The 15,672-nt window shown below is 46.6% G+C and carries 16 protein-coding genes and 1 pseudogene; 9 read left to right on the forward strand and 8 right to left on the reverse strand.

Annotation, left to right across the window (positions count from 1 at the left end; translation table 11 throughout):
• Window positions 1–162: 162 nt before the first annotated feature.
• Window positions 163–2,724, reverse strand: coding sequence for a phosphoribosylformylglycinamidine synthase subunit PurL (purL, locus tag QUA71_RS14425; protein ID WP_333285890.1), 2,562 nt, complete (start codon window positions 2,722–2,724; stop codon window positions 163–165).
• A 151-nt stretch (window positions 2,725–2,875) separates the two neighbouring features.
• Between purL and QUA71_RS14430 the strand changes: the two genes are divergently transcribed.
• Window positions 2,876–3,481, forward strand: coding sequence for a pentapeptide repeat-containing protein (locus QUA71_RS14430; protein WP_190655844.1), 606 nt, complete (start codon window positions 2,876–2,878; stop codon window positions 3,479–3,481).
• Window positions 3,482–3,490: 9 nt separating this feature from the next.
• Here the strand turns inward: QUA71_RS14430 and QUA71_RS14435 are convergent, their stop codons facing one another.
• Window positions 3,491–3,670 (reverse strand): hypothetical protein, encoded by a 180-nt coding sequence (locus tag QUA71_RS14435; RefSeq protein WP_333285893.1) that lies wholly within the window; start codon window positions 3,668–3,670, stop codon window positions 3,491–3,493.
• Between the two features lie 139 nt (window positions 3,671–3,809).
• Window positions 3,810–3,935 (reverse strand): hypothetical protein, encoded by a 126-nt coding sequence (locus QUA71_RS14440; protein ID WP_333285895.1) that lies wholly within the window; start codon window positions 3,933–3,935, stop codon window positions 3,810–3,812.
• Window positions 3,936–4,071: 136 nt separating this feature from the next.
• Between QUA71_RS14440 and QUA71_RS14445 the strand changes: the two genes are divergently transcribed.
• Complete coding sequence (locus QUA71_RS14445) at window positions 4,072–5,805, forward strand: DUF3352 domain-containing protein (RefSeq protein ID WP_333285896.1); 1,734 nt, start codon at window positions 4,072–4,074, stop codon at window positions 5,803–5,805.
• Between the two features lie 23 nt (window positions 5,806–5,828).
• Window positions 5,829–6,086 (forward strand): hypothetical protein, encoded by a 258-nt coding sequence (locus QUA71_RS14450; protein WP_333285898.1) that lies wholly within the window; start codon window positions 5,829–5,831, stop codon window positions 6,084–6,086.
• Here QUA71_RS14450 and mrdA read toward each other — a convergent pair whose 3' ends face one another.
• Window positions 6,087–7,913, reverse strand: coding sequence for a penicillin-binding protein 2 (gene mrdA / locus QUA71_RS14455; protein ID WP_333285900.1), 1,827 nt, complete (start codon window positions 7,911–7,913; stop codon window positions 6,087–6,089).
• A 547-nt stretch (window positions 7,914–8,460) separates the two neighbouring features.
• Between mrdA and QUA71_RS14460 the strand changes: the two genes are divergently transcribed.
• Together QUA71_RS14460 and cysE are read left to right on the forward strand one after the other, a co-directional pair.
• Window positions 8,461–8,943, forward strand: a complete 483-nt coding sequence (locus QUA71_RS14460) for a hypothetical protein (protein ID WP_333285902.1) — start codon at window positions 8,461–8,463, stop codon at window positions 8,941–8,943.
• 147 nt (window positions 8,944–9,090) lie between these two features.
• Window positions 9,091–9,888 (forward strand): serine O-acetyltransferase, encoded by a 798-nt coding sequence (gene cysE, locus QUA71_RS14465; RefSeq protein ID WP_242719981.1) that lies wholly within the window; start codon window positions 9,091–9,093, stop codon window positions 9,886–9,888.
• A gap of 75 nt (window positions 9,889–9,963) precedes the next feature.
• Here cysE and QUA71_RS14470 read toward each other — a convergent pair whose 3' ends face one another.
• Entirely contained in the window at window positions 9,964–10,545 is a 582-nt protein-coding gene (locus QUA71_RS14470; RefSeq protein ID WP_333285903.1) for an Npun_F5749 family FMN-dependent PPOX-type flavoprotein, read from the reverse strand.
• Window positions 10,546–10,628: 83 nt separating this feature from the next.
• Between QUA71_RS14470 and QUA71_RS14475 the strand changes: the two genes are divergently transcribed.
• From QUA71_RS14475 to QUA71_RS14485, 3 genes are read left to right on the forward strand one after another with little or no spacing between them, the layout of a single operon-like run.
• Window positions 10,629–11,747 (forward strand): tocopherol cyclase family protein, encoded by a 1,119-nt coding sequence (locus tag QUA71_RS14475; protein ID WP_333285905.1) that lies wholly within the window; start codon window positions 10,629–10,631, stop codon window positions 11,745–11,747.
• Window positions 11,748–11,798: 51 nt separating this feature from the next.
• Window positions 11,799–12,002, forward strand: coding sequence for a hypothetical protein (locus QUA71_RS14480; RefSeq protein ID WP_333285907.1), 204 nt, complete (start codon window positions 11,799–11,801; stop codon window positions 12,000–12,002).
• A 29-nt stretch (window positions 12,003–12,031) separates the two neighbouring features.
• Window positions 12,032–12,280, forward strand: coding sequence for a sulfocyanin-like copper-binding protein (locus tag QUA71_RS14485; RefSeq protein WP_333285909.1), 249 nt, complete (start codon window positions 12,032–12,034; stop codon window positions 12,278–12,280).
• Window positions 12,281–12,369: 89 nt separating this feature from the next.
• Here the strand turns inward: QUA71_RS14485 and clpS are convergent, their stop codons facing one another.
• Complete coding sequence (clpS, locus tag QUA71_RS14490) at window positions 12,370–12,663, reverse strand: ATP-dependent Clp protease adapter ClpS (RefSeq protein ID WP_006633998.1); 294 nt, start codon at window positions 12,661–12,663, stop codon at window positions 12,370–12,372.
• Window positions 12,664–12,916: 253 nt separating this feature from the next.
• Window positions 12,917–13,519, reverse strand: a complete 603-nt coding sequence (locus QUA71_RS14495) for a superoxide dismutase (protein WP_333285911.1) — start codon at window positions 13,517–13,519, stop codon at window positions 12,917–12,919.
• A gap of 381 nt (window positions 13,520–13,900) precedes the next feature.
• Between QUA71_RS14495 and QUA71_RS14500 the strand changes: the two genes are divergently transcribed.
• Entirely contained in the window at window positions 13,901–14,428 is a 528-nt protein-coding gene (locus tag QUA71_RS14500; RefSeq protein WP_333285913.1) for a phosphate-starvation-inducible PsiE family protein, read from the forward strand.
• Window positions 14,429–14,630: 202 nt separating this feature from the next.
• Here the strand turns inward: QUA71_RS14500 and QUA71_RS14505 are convergent.
• A pseudogene (locus QUA71_RS14505) lies at window positions 14,631–15,254 on the reverse strand (hypothetical protein); the annotation flags it as partial.
• Window positions 15,255–15,672 lie beyond the last annotated feature (418 nt).

A 15,672-nucleotide genomic window follows, 5' to 3' on the forward strand; every position in this document is an offset into this window, starting at 1 on the left:
AATAGGTTTTTGCCAGAATCGTGAATTTTGTAAGAAGTCGCGGATCTCAGGTGTGTCTTTAAACCCGGAGATCCCCCCTAGCCCCCCTTCTTAAGGGGGGGACAAGAACGCTCAAAGTCCGCGTTCTTAAGGGGGGTTTAGGGGGAGCGAAATTTCATGTTGTCAAACAGATGCAATCCGACGCTCGATCGCATTATAGAATCGATCGCTCATATCACCCATCGAAACCTCAATTAACACTTGATTATCAGCACTCACAACCCGCAAAGGTGATTCAGCACAGCAAACTAAACCTATTTTCTGCCACATTTTTGTCAAATGTTCTTGCAGGTAAGACTCCCAAATTTCTTGATTTTTCGGTGCCACTGAAACTACAATGCAGTTGCCCATTTCACCAAACAAAATTTCATCCCAGCGGCTGACATTTGCTGAATTAGAACTGAGATGAATTTCCGCACCCATTTTAGCAGAGATACAGCATTCCGCGAGGGCGATCGCAATTCCACCTTCCGCACAATCATGGGCAGAACCTACCCAACCTTGCCGAATTCCCTCGCGGCAAACCGATTGCACTTTTCTTTCCAACTCAAAATCTATCCTTGGCGGTTTCCCAGCTACAATCCCGTGAATTGCCGCTAAATATTCCGAACCTCCTAAAGTAGGAGAAGTATCGATTTTTGAGCTTTCAGATGAAACTTCTGAGTTTTGGGATGATTCACCAATTCCCAGCACATAAATTAAATCACCTTTCTTTAGCCAAGCTTGGCCAGAAATCTTCTTCAAATCAGGAATTAACCCCACCATTCCGATTACCGGAGTCGGATAAATTGGTTGAGGATTTCCCTCAGCATCAACAGTTTCATTGTAAAGAGAAACATTGCCGCCAGTCACAGGCGTTCCCAACTCGCGACAAGCATCAGCAATCCCGCGACAAGCTGACGCTAACTGCCAATATCCGATCGGCTTTTCGGGACTGCCAAAATTCAAATTATCAGTAACTGCCAGAGGTTCAGCACCCACACAACTCAAATTTCTTGCTGCTTCCGCTACGACTGCTTTTGCACCTTCATAAGGATCGAGATAAACATAACGAGAATTGCAATCAACGGTTGCAGCAACTCCGGGAATAATCCCCGGCGGCGCTTCCTTCTTGCTAAGGGGGGGAGAAAGTTTTGGAGTTTCCCTACCTTGTGCCTTTGTAAATAGAGGAATTACCTCTTCTTCCTGTTTGCTTTCAGAAGCTTCAGAAACAGCATCTTCTCTCTGTAGATCCCCCTTAGCAAGGGGGGGTTCTTCTAACTCCTTAGCATGGGAAGATTGGCAAGGTTCTAGCGGACGCAATCTGACAACCGCAGCATCAGCGCCTCCCGGTAAAACAACAGTATTGTTTTGCACTTGATGGTCGTATTGGCGATAAACCCAGCGTTTAGAAGCGATGGTGGGAGTATCTAAAAGCGTCAGCAAAATCTGACTCCAAGTTTGGAAATTGCCGTTAATTTCGATACCTTTAACTGTGGATTGTGGCAGGGAATCCGCCGTCCATTCCCATGCTTTTTTAGCATATTCGGGCGGCTCTGTCAACAGTTCTCGGTGATAAATTGGCGTGTTATCTGCCAAAGCAGTCGCGGTAATTTCGGCAGCGATTTCGCCTTTAAATAGAATTCGGACGATCGGCTCTTCGATAACTGTACCCGCTACTACCGCGTGCAATCCCCAGCGGTGGAAAATATCGATTAATTCCTGTTCGCGTCCTTTTTGGGCAACAAACAACATCCGTTCTTGGGATTCCGAAAGCAGGTATTCGTAGGGAATCATGCCGCTTTCTCGAACGGGAACTTTGTCTAAATCGAATTCAATGCCGACGCCGCCTTTGGCAGCCATTTCTGATGTGGAACAGGTGATTCCGGCTGCGCCCATGTCTTGGGCGGCGACGACTGCACCAGTTTTGAATGCTTCTAAACAAGCTTCAATTAAGGATTTTTCTAAAAATGGATCTCCTACTTGGACTGCGGGGCGATCGTCCATTGATTTGTCTGTCAATTCGGCACTGGCAAAACTTGCTCCTCCCATGCCATCTCGCCCGGTAGTTGAACCGACGTAAAGCACGGGATTTCCGATGCCGGATGCCCCGGATTTGACGATTTCTTGAGTTTCCATTAAACCCAAGGCCATGACGTTTACTAGCGGGTTGCCGGAATAAGCAGGATCGAAGTAAACTTCGCCGCCAACTGTGGGTACTCCGATGCAATTTCCATAATGAGAAATTCCCGATACTACGCCTTTAAACAATCTCTGAGTTTTAGCATCGTCTAAGTTGCCGAAACGCAGGGAATTTAAAAGTGCGATCGGGCGTGCACCCATTGTGAAGATATCGCGGAGAATCCCGCCGACACCGGTTGCCGCACCTTGGAAAGGTTCGACAGCAGACGGGTGGTTGTGCGATTCAATTTTGAAGGCGAGTTGCAAGCCTTCTCCCAAGTCTACGACGCCGGCATTTTCTCCGGGCCCGACTAGAATTCGATCGCCCTCTGTGGGAAACTGTTTTAATAGCGGCCGCGAATTTTTGTAACAGCAGTGTTCGCTCCACATGACGCCGAACATTCCCAATTCAGCTTTATTAGGATGGCGACCGAGACGCTGAACGATTTCTTCATATTCTTCAGGAGTGAGTCTTTCACCGGCAATTTGTTCGGGGGAAAATGGGGATTCGGAGATGGGAGACATGGAAAGTCGTTATAAACCACAGGCTTTATTCTAAATGCCCTGTGCTTGGTTAATCTAAAATCTACAATCTAAAATCTAAAATCCCAGGCGCAATGGGTTTGTTAATCTAAAATCTATAATCTAAAATCTAAAATCTAAAATCTAAAATCGAATGACTCAACCTCGAAATCTCAATTTTGCTAACCAAAACTTGCGGAACCGTTCTTTTAAAGGCCTTGACTTGTCAGGGGCGAATTTCAGCGGTTGCGACATTCGAGGCTGCAATTTCACCGGGGCGATTTTGAGGGGGGCAAATTTTCAGGGTGTCAGAACCGGACAAAGCCGCAGGCGGGTGAGAAATTTGATTGCTAGGGCTGGGGTAACGGCGGTGACAGTCACGACGGCTGGGGCTTTGACTGGACTGATAGCTGGGGCGGATGCGGGGGCTGTGGCGGTGGCCGGAACGGCTGCTACGGCGATTGCTGCGACTCGGGGCGAGGCGGGAATTGTGGCGGGGGCTGTGGCTGGGGCTGCTGCTGCGATCGGGGCTAGCGGTATTGTGACATTTTTGGGCGGGGATACTATCCGGGGAATTGTCTTATTTTTGGTTTCTGGGGTAATTCTTGGGTTAACGGCGATCGGCTTTTTTATCGCTGTTGAACAAATAGAAAAATTGTCGATAACGTCGTTTAGAAAAGCTGATTTAACTGATGCTGTATTCGATCCTGGGGCGGTTCTAGATGCCGATTTTTCCGATGCGCGAGGAGTGCGGTGGTAGACTGCACAATTACTGATTTTTTACCCATTCCCGGAATTCTCGCACTGCTGCGGTTGCGCCTGTAGTTTGACAGCGATCGATAAATTCGTCAACTTTTGCAGTCGGTAGCATCTCACATCTTGCACCATTCTCCAGAACAGGCTTTCCGGCCTGTTCCACAACAAGTGCATTTTCTTGTGGGGTGGCCATCCTGCCCGCCCATAGAAGGCTTATCGACAATGGTGCAAGATGTGAGTAGCATCGGGAAAGCCAGGGAAATTTTTCACTCGGCATATTCGCCATTTTGTAATTGATAAAACTTGAGCCTTCGTCCGTCGTACCGCCAAATTTATGGCACGCCTAAATCTGCATATAAATCTAATTGATTTAAGGAAATGCTGATAATATCAATTAACTGCCAACTGATATTGAGGAGTAAAACTCGCTGTTCGGGAGGCGTTGATATTGTTAGCATTTTACTTAGGTTTTAAAGCTTGAGTATATTTCAGTTTATCTTTTTCTTTTGCGAACCGCACAAAAAGTATCTGCAGACAGCTAGAATCATGCGCTACTCTAGTTAATAATAGACTGTGGTCATTAGTCCTTGTTGTATGAAGCTGCGATCGTTCTTTTCTTTCCTCATTGCTGGCGTCTTGGCGCTCTTAGGCTTGAGTGCCGGTGGTTTTTACTGGCTGACAACTCAAACTCCCCTGAATTTGCTCGCTGGCGGGCCGACAACTACTCCGGCTGGGGCTGTGTTTGTCTCGAAACAAGCACCTTTGTTAGCATCAATGCTTGTAAATCCCGATCGCCTCGAAGCATTGCGACAAGTTTTTGCCACTCCCGAAGAAAGAAGTCGATCGCACGCAGAATTTGAGCAAATCAAAAAAAGTTTCCTCGCCAATACAGGCCTCGATTACAGTCGAGATATCCAACCTTGGATAGGTGACGAAATTACCCTCGCCGTCACAAGGCCAGATTTGGATGGCGACAGCAGCAACGGCAAAGAAAGTGGGTTTTTGCTAGCCGTTTCTTCCCAAAATATCGATCGCAGCCAACAATTTCTCGACTCCTACTGGCGAAAACAATCTCGGGCAGATAAAACAGTGCAGTCGGAACTATATAAAGGCGTCCAACTAACTTACAAAAAATCGCTTACAGCTAACAAAAAATCCGCTACAATTTCGCCTTTCAACCCGTTTTCCCTGCCGAAGTCAACTTTGCCGCGTAGCTTCGCAACAGCGGCCATCGGCGGCAGTTCAAATTCGGGAAATAACCCCAGTTTTGTTTTATTTGCCAACAGTCCGAATGTGATTCGAGAGGCAATTAATAACGTCGAAGCAGCAACTCTAAATCTCAATAATAGCCCGGAATATCAAAAAGCTTTGCAGCAGCTAACTCAAGGCAGAATTGCTTTAGCATTTGTCAATCTCCCGCAGTCAGCAACCGAGCAAAATCCCCAAGTTTCTCTTAATTCTCTCGCAGTTGCTGTCGGAGTCAACCGACGGGGATTGCTGGCTCAAACTGCTTTAGTGACATCGCGAGAAAACACAGCTTCTCCCACACTCTCCGAACCTGTGCAAGCCTTGCAGTACATTCCCTCAGCCAGTCCTTTCGCGCTCGCCAGCACTGATTTAAGGAATTTTTGGACTGATTTGTCATCGGCGGTGTCCACTAATGCAGAAGTCTCAAAATTAGTCGATCGCACTCTCGCAGATATTCAGCAACTTTGGGGCGTCAACCTGCCGCAGGATATATTTGACTGGGTACAAGGAGAATACGCCTTAGCAGTGCTTCCGAATTCGTCAAATAGTGCTGACTGGATTTTCGCCGCCGAAAAATCTGCTGATTCCCAAAAGGCGATCGACAAACTCGATGAAATTGCCCGCAGCAAAGAATACAGCATCGGCAGCTTTACTCTCAGAAACCAGAAAATTACCGCTTGGACGCAGTTGACAACAAGTCCAAATTATGGTAAAGAAAATAATAGAAAAAGTGCGCTCGAAACTGAGGCAAAAGGAGTCCGAGCCACCGTCGGCAAATACGAAATTTTCACCACCTCAGTAGAAGCAATGGACGCAGCACTAGAAGCAGCAGAAACAGGCTCTTTAGTTGCCAATCAAGATTTTCAAACCAGCATTGAACCGCTACCGCCATCTAACGACGGCTATTTTTATTTAGACTGGCCCTCCAGCAGGGCAATTTGGGAAAAACAAATCCCGCTGTTGAGGTTAATTGAACTTTCGGCAAGACCATTGTTCGACCACTTGCGATCGCTCACCGTCACCAGTACGGGAGAGATCGCAGGAATTCGCAAAGCTACAATATTTATGCGGCTCAATTAGTCAGAAGGAAGTTCGGCAAGGGATTGTGTAACGGATGTAACGGATGTCAGGAAGAAGGAAGAAGGAAGTTCGGCAACGGATTCTGTAACGGATGTAACGGATGTCAGGAAGAAGGAAGAAGGAAGAAGGAAGAAGGAAGAAGAAAGAAGGAAGAAGGAAGAAGGAAGAAGGAAGAAGGAAGAAACTATGCCCAATGCCCAATGCCCCATTCCCAATGCCCAATGCCCAATTCCCAATTCCCAACGCCCAATGCCCAATTCCCAATGCCCAATCCCCAATAACTAAGGAGCAATCACTACTGGCTCCTTCACCTTTTTCGGTTTCCCAAAATAAGCTTGAAACACCTCTTTGGCGATCGGGGCCGCGGCAACAGAACCATAACCGCCATTTTCCACAACCGCCGCGATCGCAATTTCCGGCTTCTCAGCAGGCCCGAAGGCCACATACAAAGAGTGATCCTCTTGTCCAATAACCTCCGAAGTCCCTGTTTTGCCCGCCGTCAGTGGAATCGTACCGTCATTCATCCCCTGTCCCGTACCCTGGGCAACCACCGCGATCAGTCCTTCCTTAACCACCTGAATTGTTGAAGGTTTCATCCCCGTATGTACCCGTTGAGTCTCCGGTGTGCCGGTCATAGAAGTCAAAAGATGGGGCTTCACCCGATAGCCGCCGTTAGCGATCGAACTTACCATCACCGCCGCCTCCAAAGGAGTCACCAACACCAACCCCTGACCGATCGACATCGTTACCGTATCACCCGCATACCAAGGTTCTTTATAAATTTTCTCCTTCTCCTCCGGCGTCGGGATTTGACCGTGATTGCCGCCGCCTAGCCCCAAAAGATTCAAATCCGTATCCTTGCCAATTCCCAAGCGGTGTCCCCACTTAGAAATTTGCTCCGGCCCCGTACTAATCCCCACTTGATAAAAAAACGTATTGCTGCTGAAAGCCAAAGCATCCCGAAAGCCGATGTCGCCGTAACCGCCGCTGTGTTCGTTAAAATCAATTCCCCCCACAGTAATGTAAGACGAAGTACCGAGAATTGAGTCCGGCGAAAATTTGCCCGACTCCAGACCCGCGACAGAAGTCACAATTTTAAACGTGCTACCCGGAGGATAGCCTTGCATGGCCCGATTCAAAAATGGATTTTGCGGGTCTTGAAGAGTTTCCCACTCATCCTTAGTGATTTTTCGCGTAAACAGATTGGGGTCAAAAGTCGGGTGGCTGGCCATAACTAATACCGCCCCGGTTTTGACATCCAGCGCCACTACTGCTCCCCGGCGGTTCCCCAGGGCTTTTTCGGCTGCTTTTTGCATTTCCAAGTCTATGGTTAGCTGCACCGCCTCACCGGGTTTGGGCGGTGTCTCTCCCATCAGCCGTAATTCTTGATTTTGGGCATTTACCTCGATCAGCCGATCGCCCCAAACTCCCGCAATCTTCTTGTTAGAACTCGCTTCTATGCCCATCTGACCGACAATCATCCCCATCGGGTATTCCGGATGAGCTTCCAAGTCTGCTGCGGTAGCCTCGCCAATATATCCGATAACGTGAGCCGCCAAACTGCCTTCGGGATAGTAGCGGTTCGCTTCTGGGCGCACTTCCACTCCCCGCATTTGTCCCACCTGTTCTGCTAGCGGCACAAACACCTCTGGCGGCATTGCTTGCTTGAGCCGCACCGGTCTGTAGGATTGAGGATCGACCTCTTTTACTTTTTTTAAAATTTCTTGTACCGGGATTTTAACCAACGGACTCAACTTTTCTGCTGTCGCTTTCCACTCTTCCGGCGTTTGTTCTCTCGGCCACAAATATATCGATCGAGCTAAATTGTTTGCCGCTAGCAACTTGCCTTTGCGATCGATAATGTGTCCGCGATTCGCCGCCATTGGCACTAGGCGAACGCGATTGTTTTCGGCTCGTTCCCGGTTTTGCTTCCCTTGTATCAGTTGTAATTCCACCAGCCGACTAGCGTGCAGGCCCAGCAAACCTGTTGCCACCAGCATTAACACGATCGCCCGGTGTATCGGACGCTCCTGTTTCTTAGGAGTTTCCGCCAGGGTTTTGTCTGAAGAGTGAAATGCTGAGCTCGAATAAACTTGTCGTTGCATCATTCTATAGGTAGATGTCAAATCCTAGATTTTAGATTGCTGATTGTCAATTGTGAAGTATACATCATCAAACCCGGGACAATCGGGCCTTGACTCTTGGGGGAAGGGGAATAATTGATGATTAACTTTTGACTAATCATTAATAACTCATGACTGGTAACTAATCCCCCAAGCACCAAGAAATAGCCAGAAAAATCAAGGTCAGGCTCAGCCAATTAGGGAGGTGGAGCCAGCCAGATAGGCCTATAGGTAACAATACCAAGGTCTGTGTCAATAGGGAACCGATCGCCAACAGCAAGGCTAGGAGTATCAAATTTATCATCTTGACACCGTACAATTTCGGACATGAGTCGCTCGCCTGTGGCAGAAATCCGAGTGGCACAAGCGAGCGCGATCGTACAGGGATTGTCCTGATAGACATAAGGAAGAGAACCCAGGAGGTTTTGAACTAATTTAAAAAAAATTATTCTTCCTCCCCAGGTTGGATTCTAGGGGCTGCGATGGGTAAATTCTGAGTTGTGGTTTTAAGTTGTGACCGAGGAGTATTGCCATGTTGTTTAATCAGCCAGCCAATTTCAAAAACGGTGCGCTCTTGGCTGCGATCGCCGCGATCGTCGCCCTACCAGTTTTAGCAGAAACAGCCAATTTCGGCACTTTAACTTTATCGCGAGGTTTTGCAGCCCCAACAGCAGTTTTGAGAGGTTCCACAGGCGGATCGTACTCTCTATCTGTCATCGCCAACGCCGATCGCCACAAAAACAAATGTTTGGGTTTTGCCACCCCAACTCCCGACCACATCATAGTCTTGCAGGAAAAATTTTCAAAACTCACACTCCAAGTCAACAGCGGAGGCAAGGACACAACCTTACTCGTACAAGGCCCCGGTAATGGGGTGCGCTGCGGAGACGATATAGGTCAGAATAAAGATGCTGGCATACTTGATTCTGACTGGCAAGCAGGCTCTTACAAGCTTTGGGTAGGTACTGTCGAACCCGGAGTCAAGTCTAACTATACAATCTCAGTACAGGAATAGAACGCAGCGGCGCTGTTGCACAGCCACAATAAAAAGTCGTCAAATTCTACCCCACTCTCCCCTCTCCCGATCGACCGCTCACTTCCCCCATCCAGTAAAATGTAAAATCGAAAGTGGCGTGTTTAACCAAAATAGGTAACTCCGAAAGTGCTAAAGACTCTTAGAGCTGACTTCAGTATAATTTTCGATCGCGACCCTGCCGCTCGCAACTGGCTGGAAGTTTTATTTTGCTACCCCGGTCTTCAGGCCCTAGTGCTGCACCGCCTCGCACACTGGCTTTATGTGTTGGGACTTCCCTTCATCCCCCGCTTGATTTCCCACATTGCTCGCTTTCTGACCGGAATTGAAATCCACCCAGGGGCAACCATCGGCAAAAGCGTATTCATCGACCACGGTATGGGGGTTGTGATCGGCGAAACAGCGATTATCGGCGATTTTGCCCTAATTTACCAAGGTGTCACCCTTGGCGGTACTGGCAAACAAAGCGGCAAGCGTCACCCTACCGTCGGCGAAAACGTAGTTGTAGGTGCCGGCGCCAAGGTACTCGGCAATCTGCAAATTGGCAATAACGTCCGCATCGGCGCCGGTTCCGTCGTGCTCCGCGACGTACCATCTGACTGTACAGTGGTAGGGATTCCCGGCCGCATCGTCTATCGATCGGGAGTGCGCGTCAATCCCCTAGAACACGGCAGTTTGCCGGATTCGGAAGCTGTGGTAATTCGCTCTTTGCTCGATCGTATCGAATCCCTCGAACAGCAAGTAAAAAGTTTGCTTCCTCAAGCATCTGTCTCCTTAAATTCTGTTCCCAATTCGCCTTCAGGATTCCCAACTTTAAATCAAACCAGCAATGTAGCTGTAGCTGAAAAAACCCAATTAGCTGTTGCCACCACTTGTCAGTTAAAAGATAAAGCAATTCAAGAGTTTTTTGATGGCACCGGCATCTGAGGAGTGAAAAATTAAAAGTTAAAAATCCCAATCTTTGTTTTTAATTTTTAATTTTTAATTTTTCACTTTAATTTTTCACGGATTAACCGATCGCATAGACCAATTTCCCTCCCCGTCGCGCCGATAAAGCGACCGATTTTGCGGTTCCCCCCGCAACTCCAAAAAATCGACCGTTTCCGGTTCCAACAACAGCAAGCAAAAATTAGGCAGCGGCTCGATCGCATTTGGGGAAGCAGAATCAAAAGCACTAGCGTCGGCTTTGTCATCCCCCGGCTGCGGCCAAGCAAACTGCGATCTAGCCGCCTCAGAAAGCTCCTGCCAAGTTATGCACCGCGATGAGTACAACTCTGCCTCTGGATAATCTGCCCCTACCAAAACTAGCTTTCCAGCAATCCGAAATTGTTCGCGAGTCTTAGGGAAATACCAGCAAATTTCCCCCCAAGGATAGAGGTTAATTTCCTCCGCCTTTTGGCTGCGAATATCTATAATAAATTTCAACTGATTAGTATCTGCTAAAAAGCCTCGAAACACCACAGTGCGGTTTGCCGGACGCCCGGTGGCGCGAACAGTTGCTAGTTGCAAGTAACGGGCAAAAGCAAGACTGCGGTTGCGGTGGAGCGCGCGAGCTAAGGGCGATCGCCAAAGTGCTAAAGACATAAAGGAAGGAAGAAGGAAGAAGGAAAAAGGAAGAAGGAAGAAACAGTTATCCGTGAATTCCCTGTCATGCTATTGGTAATTTTATGTCAAATTCACTTTCAAAACTAAAAACTATTGAAACTCCCCACAGCGGATACCACTGGGACGGCAGTTCCCGGCGCTTTTTTGAAGGCTGGTACTACCGAATAACACTACCGATTCACGGACAATCCTTTGCATTCATGTATTCCATCGAAGACCCCAGAGGCGGTCAACCTTACAGTGGCGGTGCAGCTCAAGTTCTCGGCCCGGAAGATAGCTATTTGTGCCGCACTTTCCCCGATGTAAATAAGTTTTGGGGGCACCGAGAAAGCTTAGGTTTCGGACATTGGGGCAAAACAGATTTACAAATTAAACCCCAATATTTAGAGCCGCAAGTATTCGACAGCCGCGTCGAAGAAGGCTATCAAGCTACTGCTACTTTAAATCAAGGTTATCTGCACGATCCGGGAAGTGGCAGCCGCTGTTTTTGGCAGTACGAAATTCAACCTATTTATGGCTGGGGAAACTCTGAGGAAATCCAGAAATCTACGGCGGGAATGCTATCTTTTCTCCCCGTATTTGAGCCGGGATGGCAAATTTTAATGGCTCACGGTTTAGCCACGGGCTGGATTGATTGGAACGGCCAACGCTACGAATTTAAAGATGCTCCCGCTTACAGCGAAAAAAACTGGGGCGGTGCTTTTCCGCAAAAGTGGTTTTGGATTAATTGCAATTGTTTTCAAGGCGAAAATGATTTAGCTTTAACTGCTGGTGGCGGCAAGCGGGGCGTGCTGTGGTGGATGGAATCCGTAGCAATGGTTGGTCTGCATTACCGAGGCAAATTTTACGAATTTGTGCCTTGGAATTCGCAAGTTAGTTGGAATATTGAACCTTGGGGAAGCTGGAAAATGCAGGCTAGAAACAGCCAATTTGAAGTTGAGTTGATTGGCACTACAAACAGTCCTGGTACTTATGTGCGAACTCCTACAGAAAAAGGCATGGCTTTTTGCTGCCGGGATACGACGCACGGCGAATTGCGCTTGCAACTGCGAGAGTTGTTGGGGGGAAATGTGGAAAACAATGGCAAGCAGCGTTCTAGAATTATCTTAGAGGCTCAAAGCTCTTTATCGGGTTTGGAAGTTGGGGGCGGGCCTTGGGATGAAGTTTGGCGATCGAATTAAGTCAGCAGTCAGTAGTCAGTAGTCATAACAGCCACGATCAATTTACTCGGTTTGCAATTAAGCAAATTCTACCGCAGCCAGCGGTTACAACAAGCTCTCAAGGTGATTTTGGGAGTAATTTTATGTTTGAGCACAATCTTGATGCTGGCGACCATTGCTAGTGCTGCCGGTGATTTGTCTCGGCCACCTGTCACCGAAATTACTGTTAGTTTGGCTAACGAAGCTGGGGAACTCAAATTTTTCCCACTCTGCTAGAATCTGAATCGGGCAAGCGCTATAAATTAGTGCTAAAAAATGCCAGTTCGCAGAAACATTATTTCACTGGCAAAAACTTTGCTGATGCGAATTGGACTCAAAAAGTTGAAGCGGGTAAGGTGGAAATTAAAGGAACGATTCACGAATTGGAACTTAAACCGGGCGCTATGGTAGAATGGGTGTTTGTACCCATGAAATCAGGAACCTACAACCTGCGCTGTACGGTAGCCGGACATACAGAGGCGGGAATGATTGGCAAAATTACGATCGCCTCTTAAATCCCAATCTCCGTCGCCTCAGCGGACATCCTATCAATTTCACATTAATTACCGAAAAACGATCGAACTTTCGGCCCTCTAGACACTTTTCAAGTAGACTCTAGCGGAGCCATTGTCAGTCCAGCACGGCTCAATTGCATATGATAAAGTTCTGCTTGCTCTTGCGGGCCAACCCAGACGGTGGCCTGGCCTTCGTGGTGGATTTGGTTGGCGAGTTTCCAAGCTTGATCGCTCGTCATCCCTGGAATGTATTTGGTCAAACATTCCACAACGTGCTGAAATGTGTTGAAATCGTCGTTGAGGACTATTACCCGATAGTTGGGATAAGGTTTGCGGGTAACTTGACTCGATCGAACGGGTGCTATGGTTGGTGAAGAGGTCATCGCGCGAACAGCCACTGAAACTACAAAATTCGTAAAAGAGTTACCGACTACAGTATAACCCAATTTATGAAATTTTTAACCGCTATTTGGAAGTTCGATCGGCTTCGAGGTTTATTTTCACCGCTCCACCCTGCGTTGCACCGCGCCCGTCAAACTCAAGTTAATTAATACTCATCTCAACAAAGACTAAAGTCCTCACTACGAACCTATGAAGTTGTGTAGTAAGGACTTTAGTCCTCAAACTCAGATGCTACTAAGCCGCAGCCAAATTTGCTGCTGCGAAATCCCAGTTAGCCAAATTATCCAAGAAATTAGTAATGTAGTCGGGACGGCGGTTTTGGAAATCCAAATAATAAGCGTGTTCCCACACATCCAAAGTCAGCAACGGAGTTTGGCCGTGTACTACCGGGGTGTCGGCGTTAGCAGTTTTGGTAACTTTCAAAGTACCGTTGTCCACAACCAGCCAAGCCCAGCCGCTACCGAACTGAGTTGTCGCAGCAGTCTTGAATTCTTCTTTGAATTTGTCGAAGCTGCCGAAGTCGGCGTTAATTTTGTCAGCTAAAGCTCCTGTGGGAGTGCCGCCGCCGCCCGGTTTGAGAGAATTCCAGAAAAAATTGTGGTTCCAAACTTGACCTGCATTGTTAAAAATGCCTGCTTTGGATGGGTCTTTAGCAGATTCCTTGACAATTTCTTCAAGGGATTTGCTCGCCATTTCAGTCCCTTCAATCAGTTTATTCAGATTGGTCACGTAAGCAGCGTGGTGCTTGTCGTGGTGGAACGAAAACGTCTCAGCCGACATATGAGCTGGTTCTAGTGCGTCAGCGGCGAAGGGTAATGGTGCGAGTTCAAATGCCATTGTGTTCAATCCTCTCTGGATTACTTTTGGTTTTTCGGTTGACTTTCCGGCTTTTGTATGATTAAAGCCGAGAGTCGCTAGCTTGAGTTTATCAAGCTGTGGTAAATAATTCTTTACAATTTTCCTATTTTATAGCAGTTGCAGCATTTTAGGATTTTGACTTCTGCTTTTCACCAGTCAAATCTACTAATCGGAGGTCGTATTTACCACAAGCTTTGGCAAAATGTCAACCCGCCAGCGCGGGAAATAGAAGTGTGTGGGAAATTGTCAACAGAGGGAATTTTTATAAGGGTTATAAATAAATTAAACGGATTTTTGGTCAAAGATAAGCTCACTTTAACTTAAGCTGTAAACAAGTCAAACAGATTGGAGGAGCCGTCTATGCAAAACCGTTCAAATAACCAGATTAATCACCCCCCGCAATGGTTGAATCTAAAACTAATAGTCAGCGCACTCGAAACAGTTCAAGATTTAATTGTAATTTCTTTGTGTATTGGTTTGTTCTGTTTCATGGTACTCGAACTGCGAGAAATGTTTTTCTCGCTGCTGCCTCCTTTAAATTTTCAGCAAGTGACTGCCGACATTCTATTTTTATTGGTTTTGGTGGAATTATTTCGGCTGCTAATTATTTACTTGCAAGAGCAGCGCGTTTCGATAGGGGTGGCTGTGGAAGTTTGTATTGTCTCAGTTTTGCGAGAAGTGATAGTGCGGGGAGTGCTGGAAGCTCCCTGGGTTCAAATATTATCAACAGGCGCATTTTTGCTGGTTTTGGGAGTGTTGTTGGTAGTCCGAGTTTGGTTGCCGCCAACCTTCGAGGGAATTGACCCGGAACGTCGCATGGCTAGCAGAAAGAGAAATCTATCAGATCATGAATCAGTTTCACAACCTCTGGAAGTCAATCGATTTTAGATTTTATATTACAGAATACCCCGAGTCCCGACTTCTTTAAGAAGTCGAGACTCTAAAAGTTTTCTTTGATATAAGTCTTACTTATCAAAAAAATCCTGTCTTTTTTATGTGCAGCCAAACTCCTACACAACGGATCTGCTCATTGAATATGGGTTTTCCCTGTTGATGTTTCAATGCTGTCTTGCTTTGTTCCAGCACCACTTCATTCTTCGGTATCGTTGTGCAACTTTTTGCAAAGCCGATTCAGGGGAAAATCGTTAGCATCATATCCAAAGGGATTTTCAACTTCTAAACCGCTCGCCTCAACCCCAAACAACCCAAAAGACACTATCCCAACAACGGGAATTGTCCACCATTGCAAATCTTTCACCATCTGAAAAGGCAGTGCCAAACAATATAAAAGTAATAGATGCCGTAGGTGAATCGAATAAGCTTTTGGCATCGGTGCAGCTAAAATGCGTTCGCAGCGAGACAGACATTCTACTAATTGATCCAGCAAGCGATTGAGAAAGGCAAATTGAAGACTATCGACGTGCTTTTGGGTATACTGTTTAGTTAGATAGCCCCCAATCCCTTGCGTCACTTTCAATGGCATATTAGTGACATATTGCAACCCTAAACATTGTTCAGGATAAAGCACCGACTTTTTTAATTCATTGTCAAGTCCAGGGTATCTTAAATGCTGTTTTATTGCCATAAAAAAAGCCGACATTAAGCGCCCAAAAGCTGCTTTCTCTTGACGATTTGCTAAAGTTTGTTCGCAAATTGTCATCCACATTTTTTTGGAAACATTACGGTTAGTAAATATACTCCGACCGGCAATTAGCCAGCCTTCCCAATTTTTTTAGGCTTTATTAGTCTGAAAAACTAATAGTAATACTAAAAGAATTACTGGGATTAATCCCGTTAAAATTGGTTGGCTCCTACCTGGATATCCATTTGTGTAAATGATAGCAATAATCGCCGCCATTACCATACTCAAAAACACTTGGATTTTGATATGCCGAATGACGGAACTTTTTAAATCTAGAGCTAGCTTAAAGCAATTATTGCGGTCAAAATTCATACAAATTGCCTCAATTAGAATGGGACATTATTTACGCCTGATGGTAAAAAAAATCCAATACTCAGAGCGAAGAAACTCGCTTAAATGATTACGTTATAGAGCAATACGGTTCAGTTAAGGGCTAGGCAGTGCTTAAAACAATAAATACAGGAGGATTCATTATTATTCCAGTACCTCT

Origin of the sequence: Microcoleus sp. MON1_C5, from assembly GCF_036701875.1 — a bacterium.
Taxonomy (GTDB): domain Bacteria; phylum Cyanobacteriota; class Cyanobacteriia; order Cyanobacteriales; family Microcoleaceae; genus Microcoleus.

Coding starts and splice junctions, on each gene's coding strand:
- purL (WP_333285890.1), bottom strand. CDS start 2,724: ATGTCTCCCATCTCCGAATCCCCATTTTCCCCCGAACAAATTGCCGGT.
- QUA71_RS14430 (WP_190655844.1), top strand. CDS start 2,876: ATGACTCAACCTCGAAATCTCAATTTTGCTAACCAAAACTTGCGGAAC.
- QUA71_RS14435 (WP_333285893.1), bottom strand. CDS start 3,670: ATGGCCACCCCACAAGAAAATGCACTTGTTGTGGAACAGGCCGGAAAG.
- QUA71_RS14440 (WP_333285895.1), bottom strand. CDS start 3,935: ATGCTAACAATATCAACGCCTCCCGAACAGCGAGTTTTACTCCTCAAT.
- QUA71_RS14445 (WP_333285896.1), top strand. CDS start 4,072: ATGAAGCTGCGATCGTTCTTTTCTTTCCTCATTGCTGGCGTCTTGGCG.
- mrdA (WP_333285900.1), bottom strand. CDS start 7,913: ATGATGCAACGACAAGTTTATTCGAGCTCAGCATTTCACTCTTCAGAC.
- QUA71_RS14460 (WP_333285902.1), top strand. CDS start 8,461: ATGTTGTTTAATCAGCCAGCCAATTTCAAAAACGGTGCGCTCTTGGCT.
- QUA71_RS14470 (WP_333285903.1), bottom strand. CDS start 10,545: ATGTCTTTAGCACTTTGGCGATCGCCCTTAGCTCGCGCGCTCCACCGC.
- QUA71_RS14475 (WP_333285905.1), top strand. CDS start 10,629: ATGTCAAATTCACTTTCAAAACTAAAAACTATTGAAACTCCCCACAGC.
- clpS (WP_006633998.1), bottom strand. CDS start 12,663: ATGACCTCTTCACCAACCATAGCACCCGTTCGATCGAGTCAAGTTACC.
- QUA71_RS14495 (WP_333285911.1), bottom strand. CDS start 13,519: ATGGCATTTGAACTCGCACCATTACCCTTCGCCGCTGACGCACTAGAA.
- QUA71_RS14500 (WP_333285913.1), top strand. CDS start 13,901: ATGCAAAACCGTTCAAATAACCAGATTAATCACCCCCCGCAATGGTTG.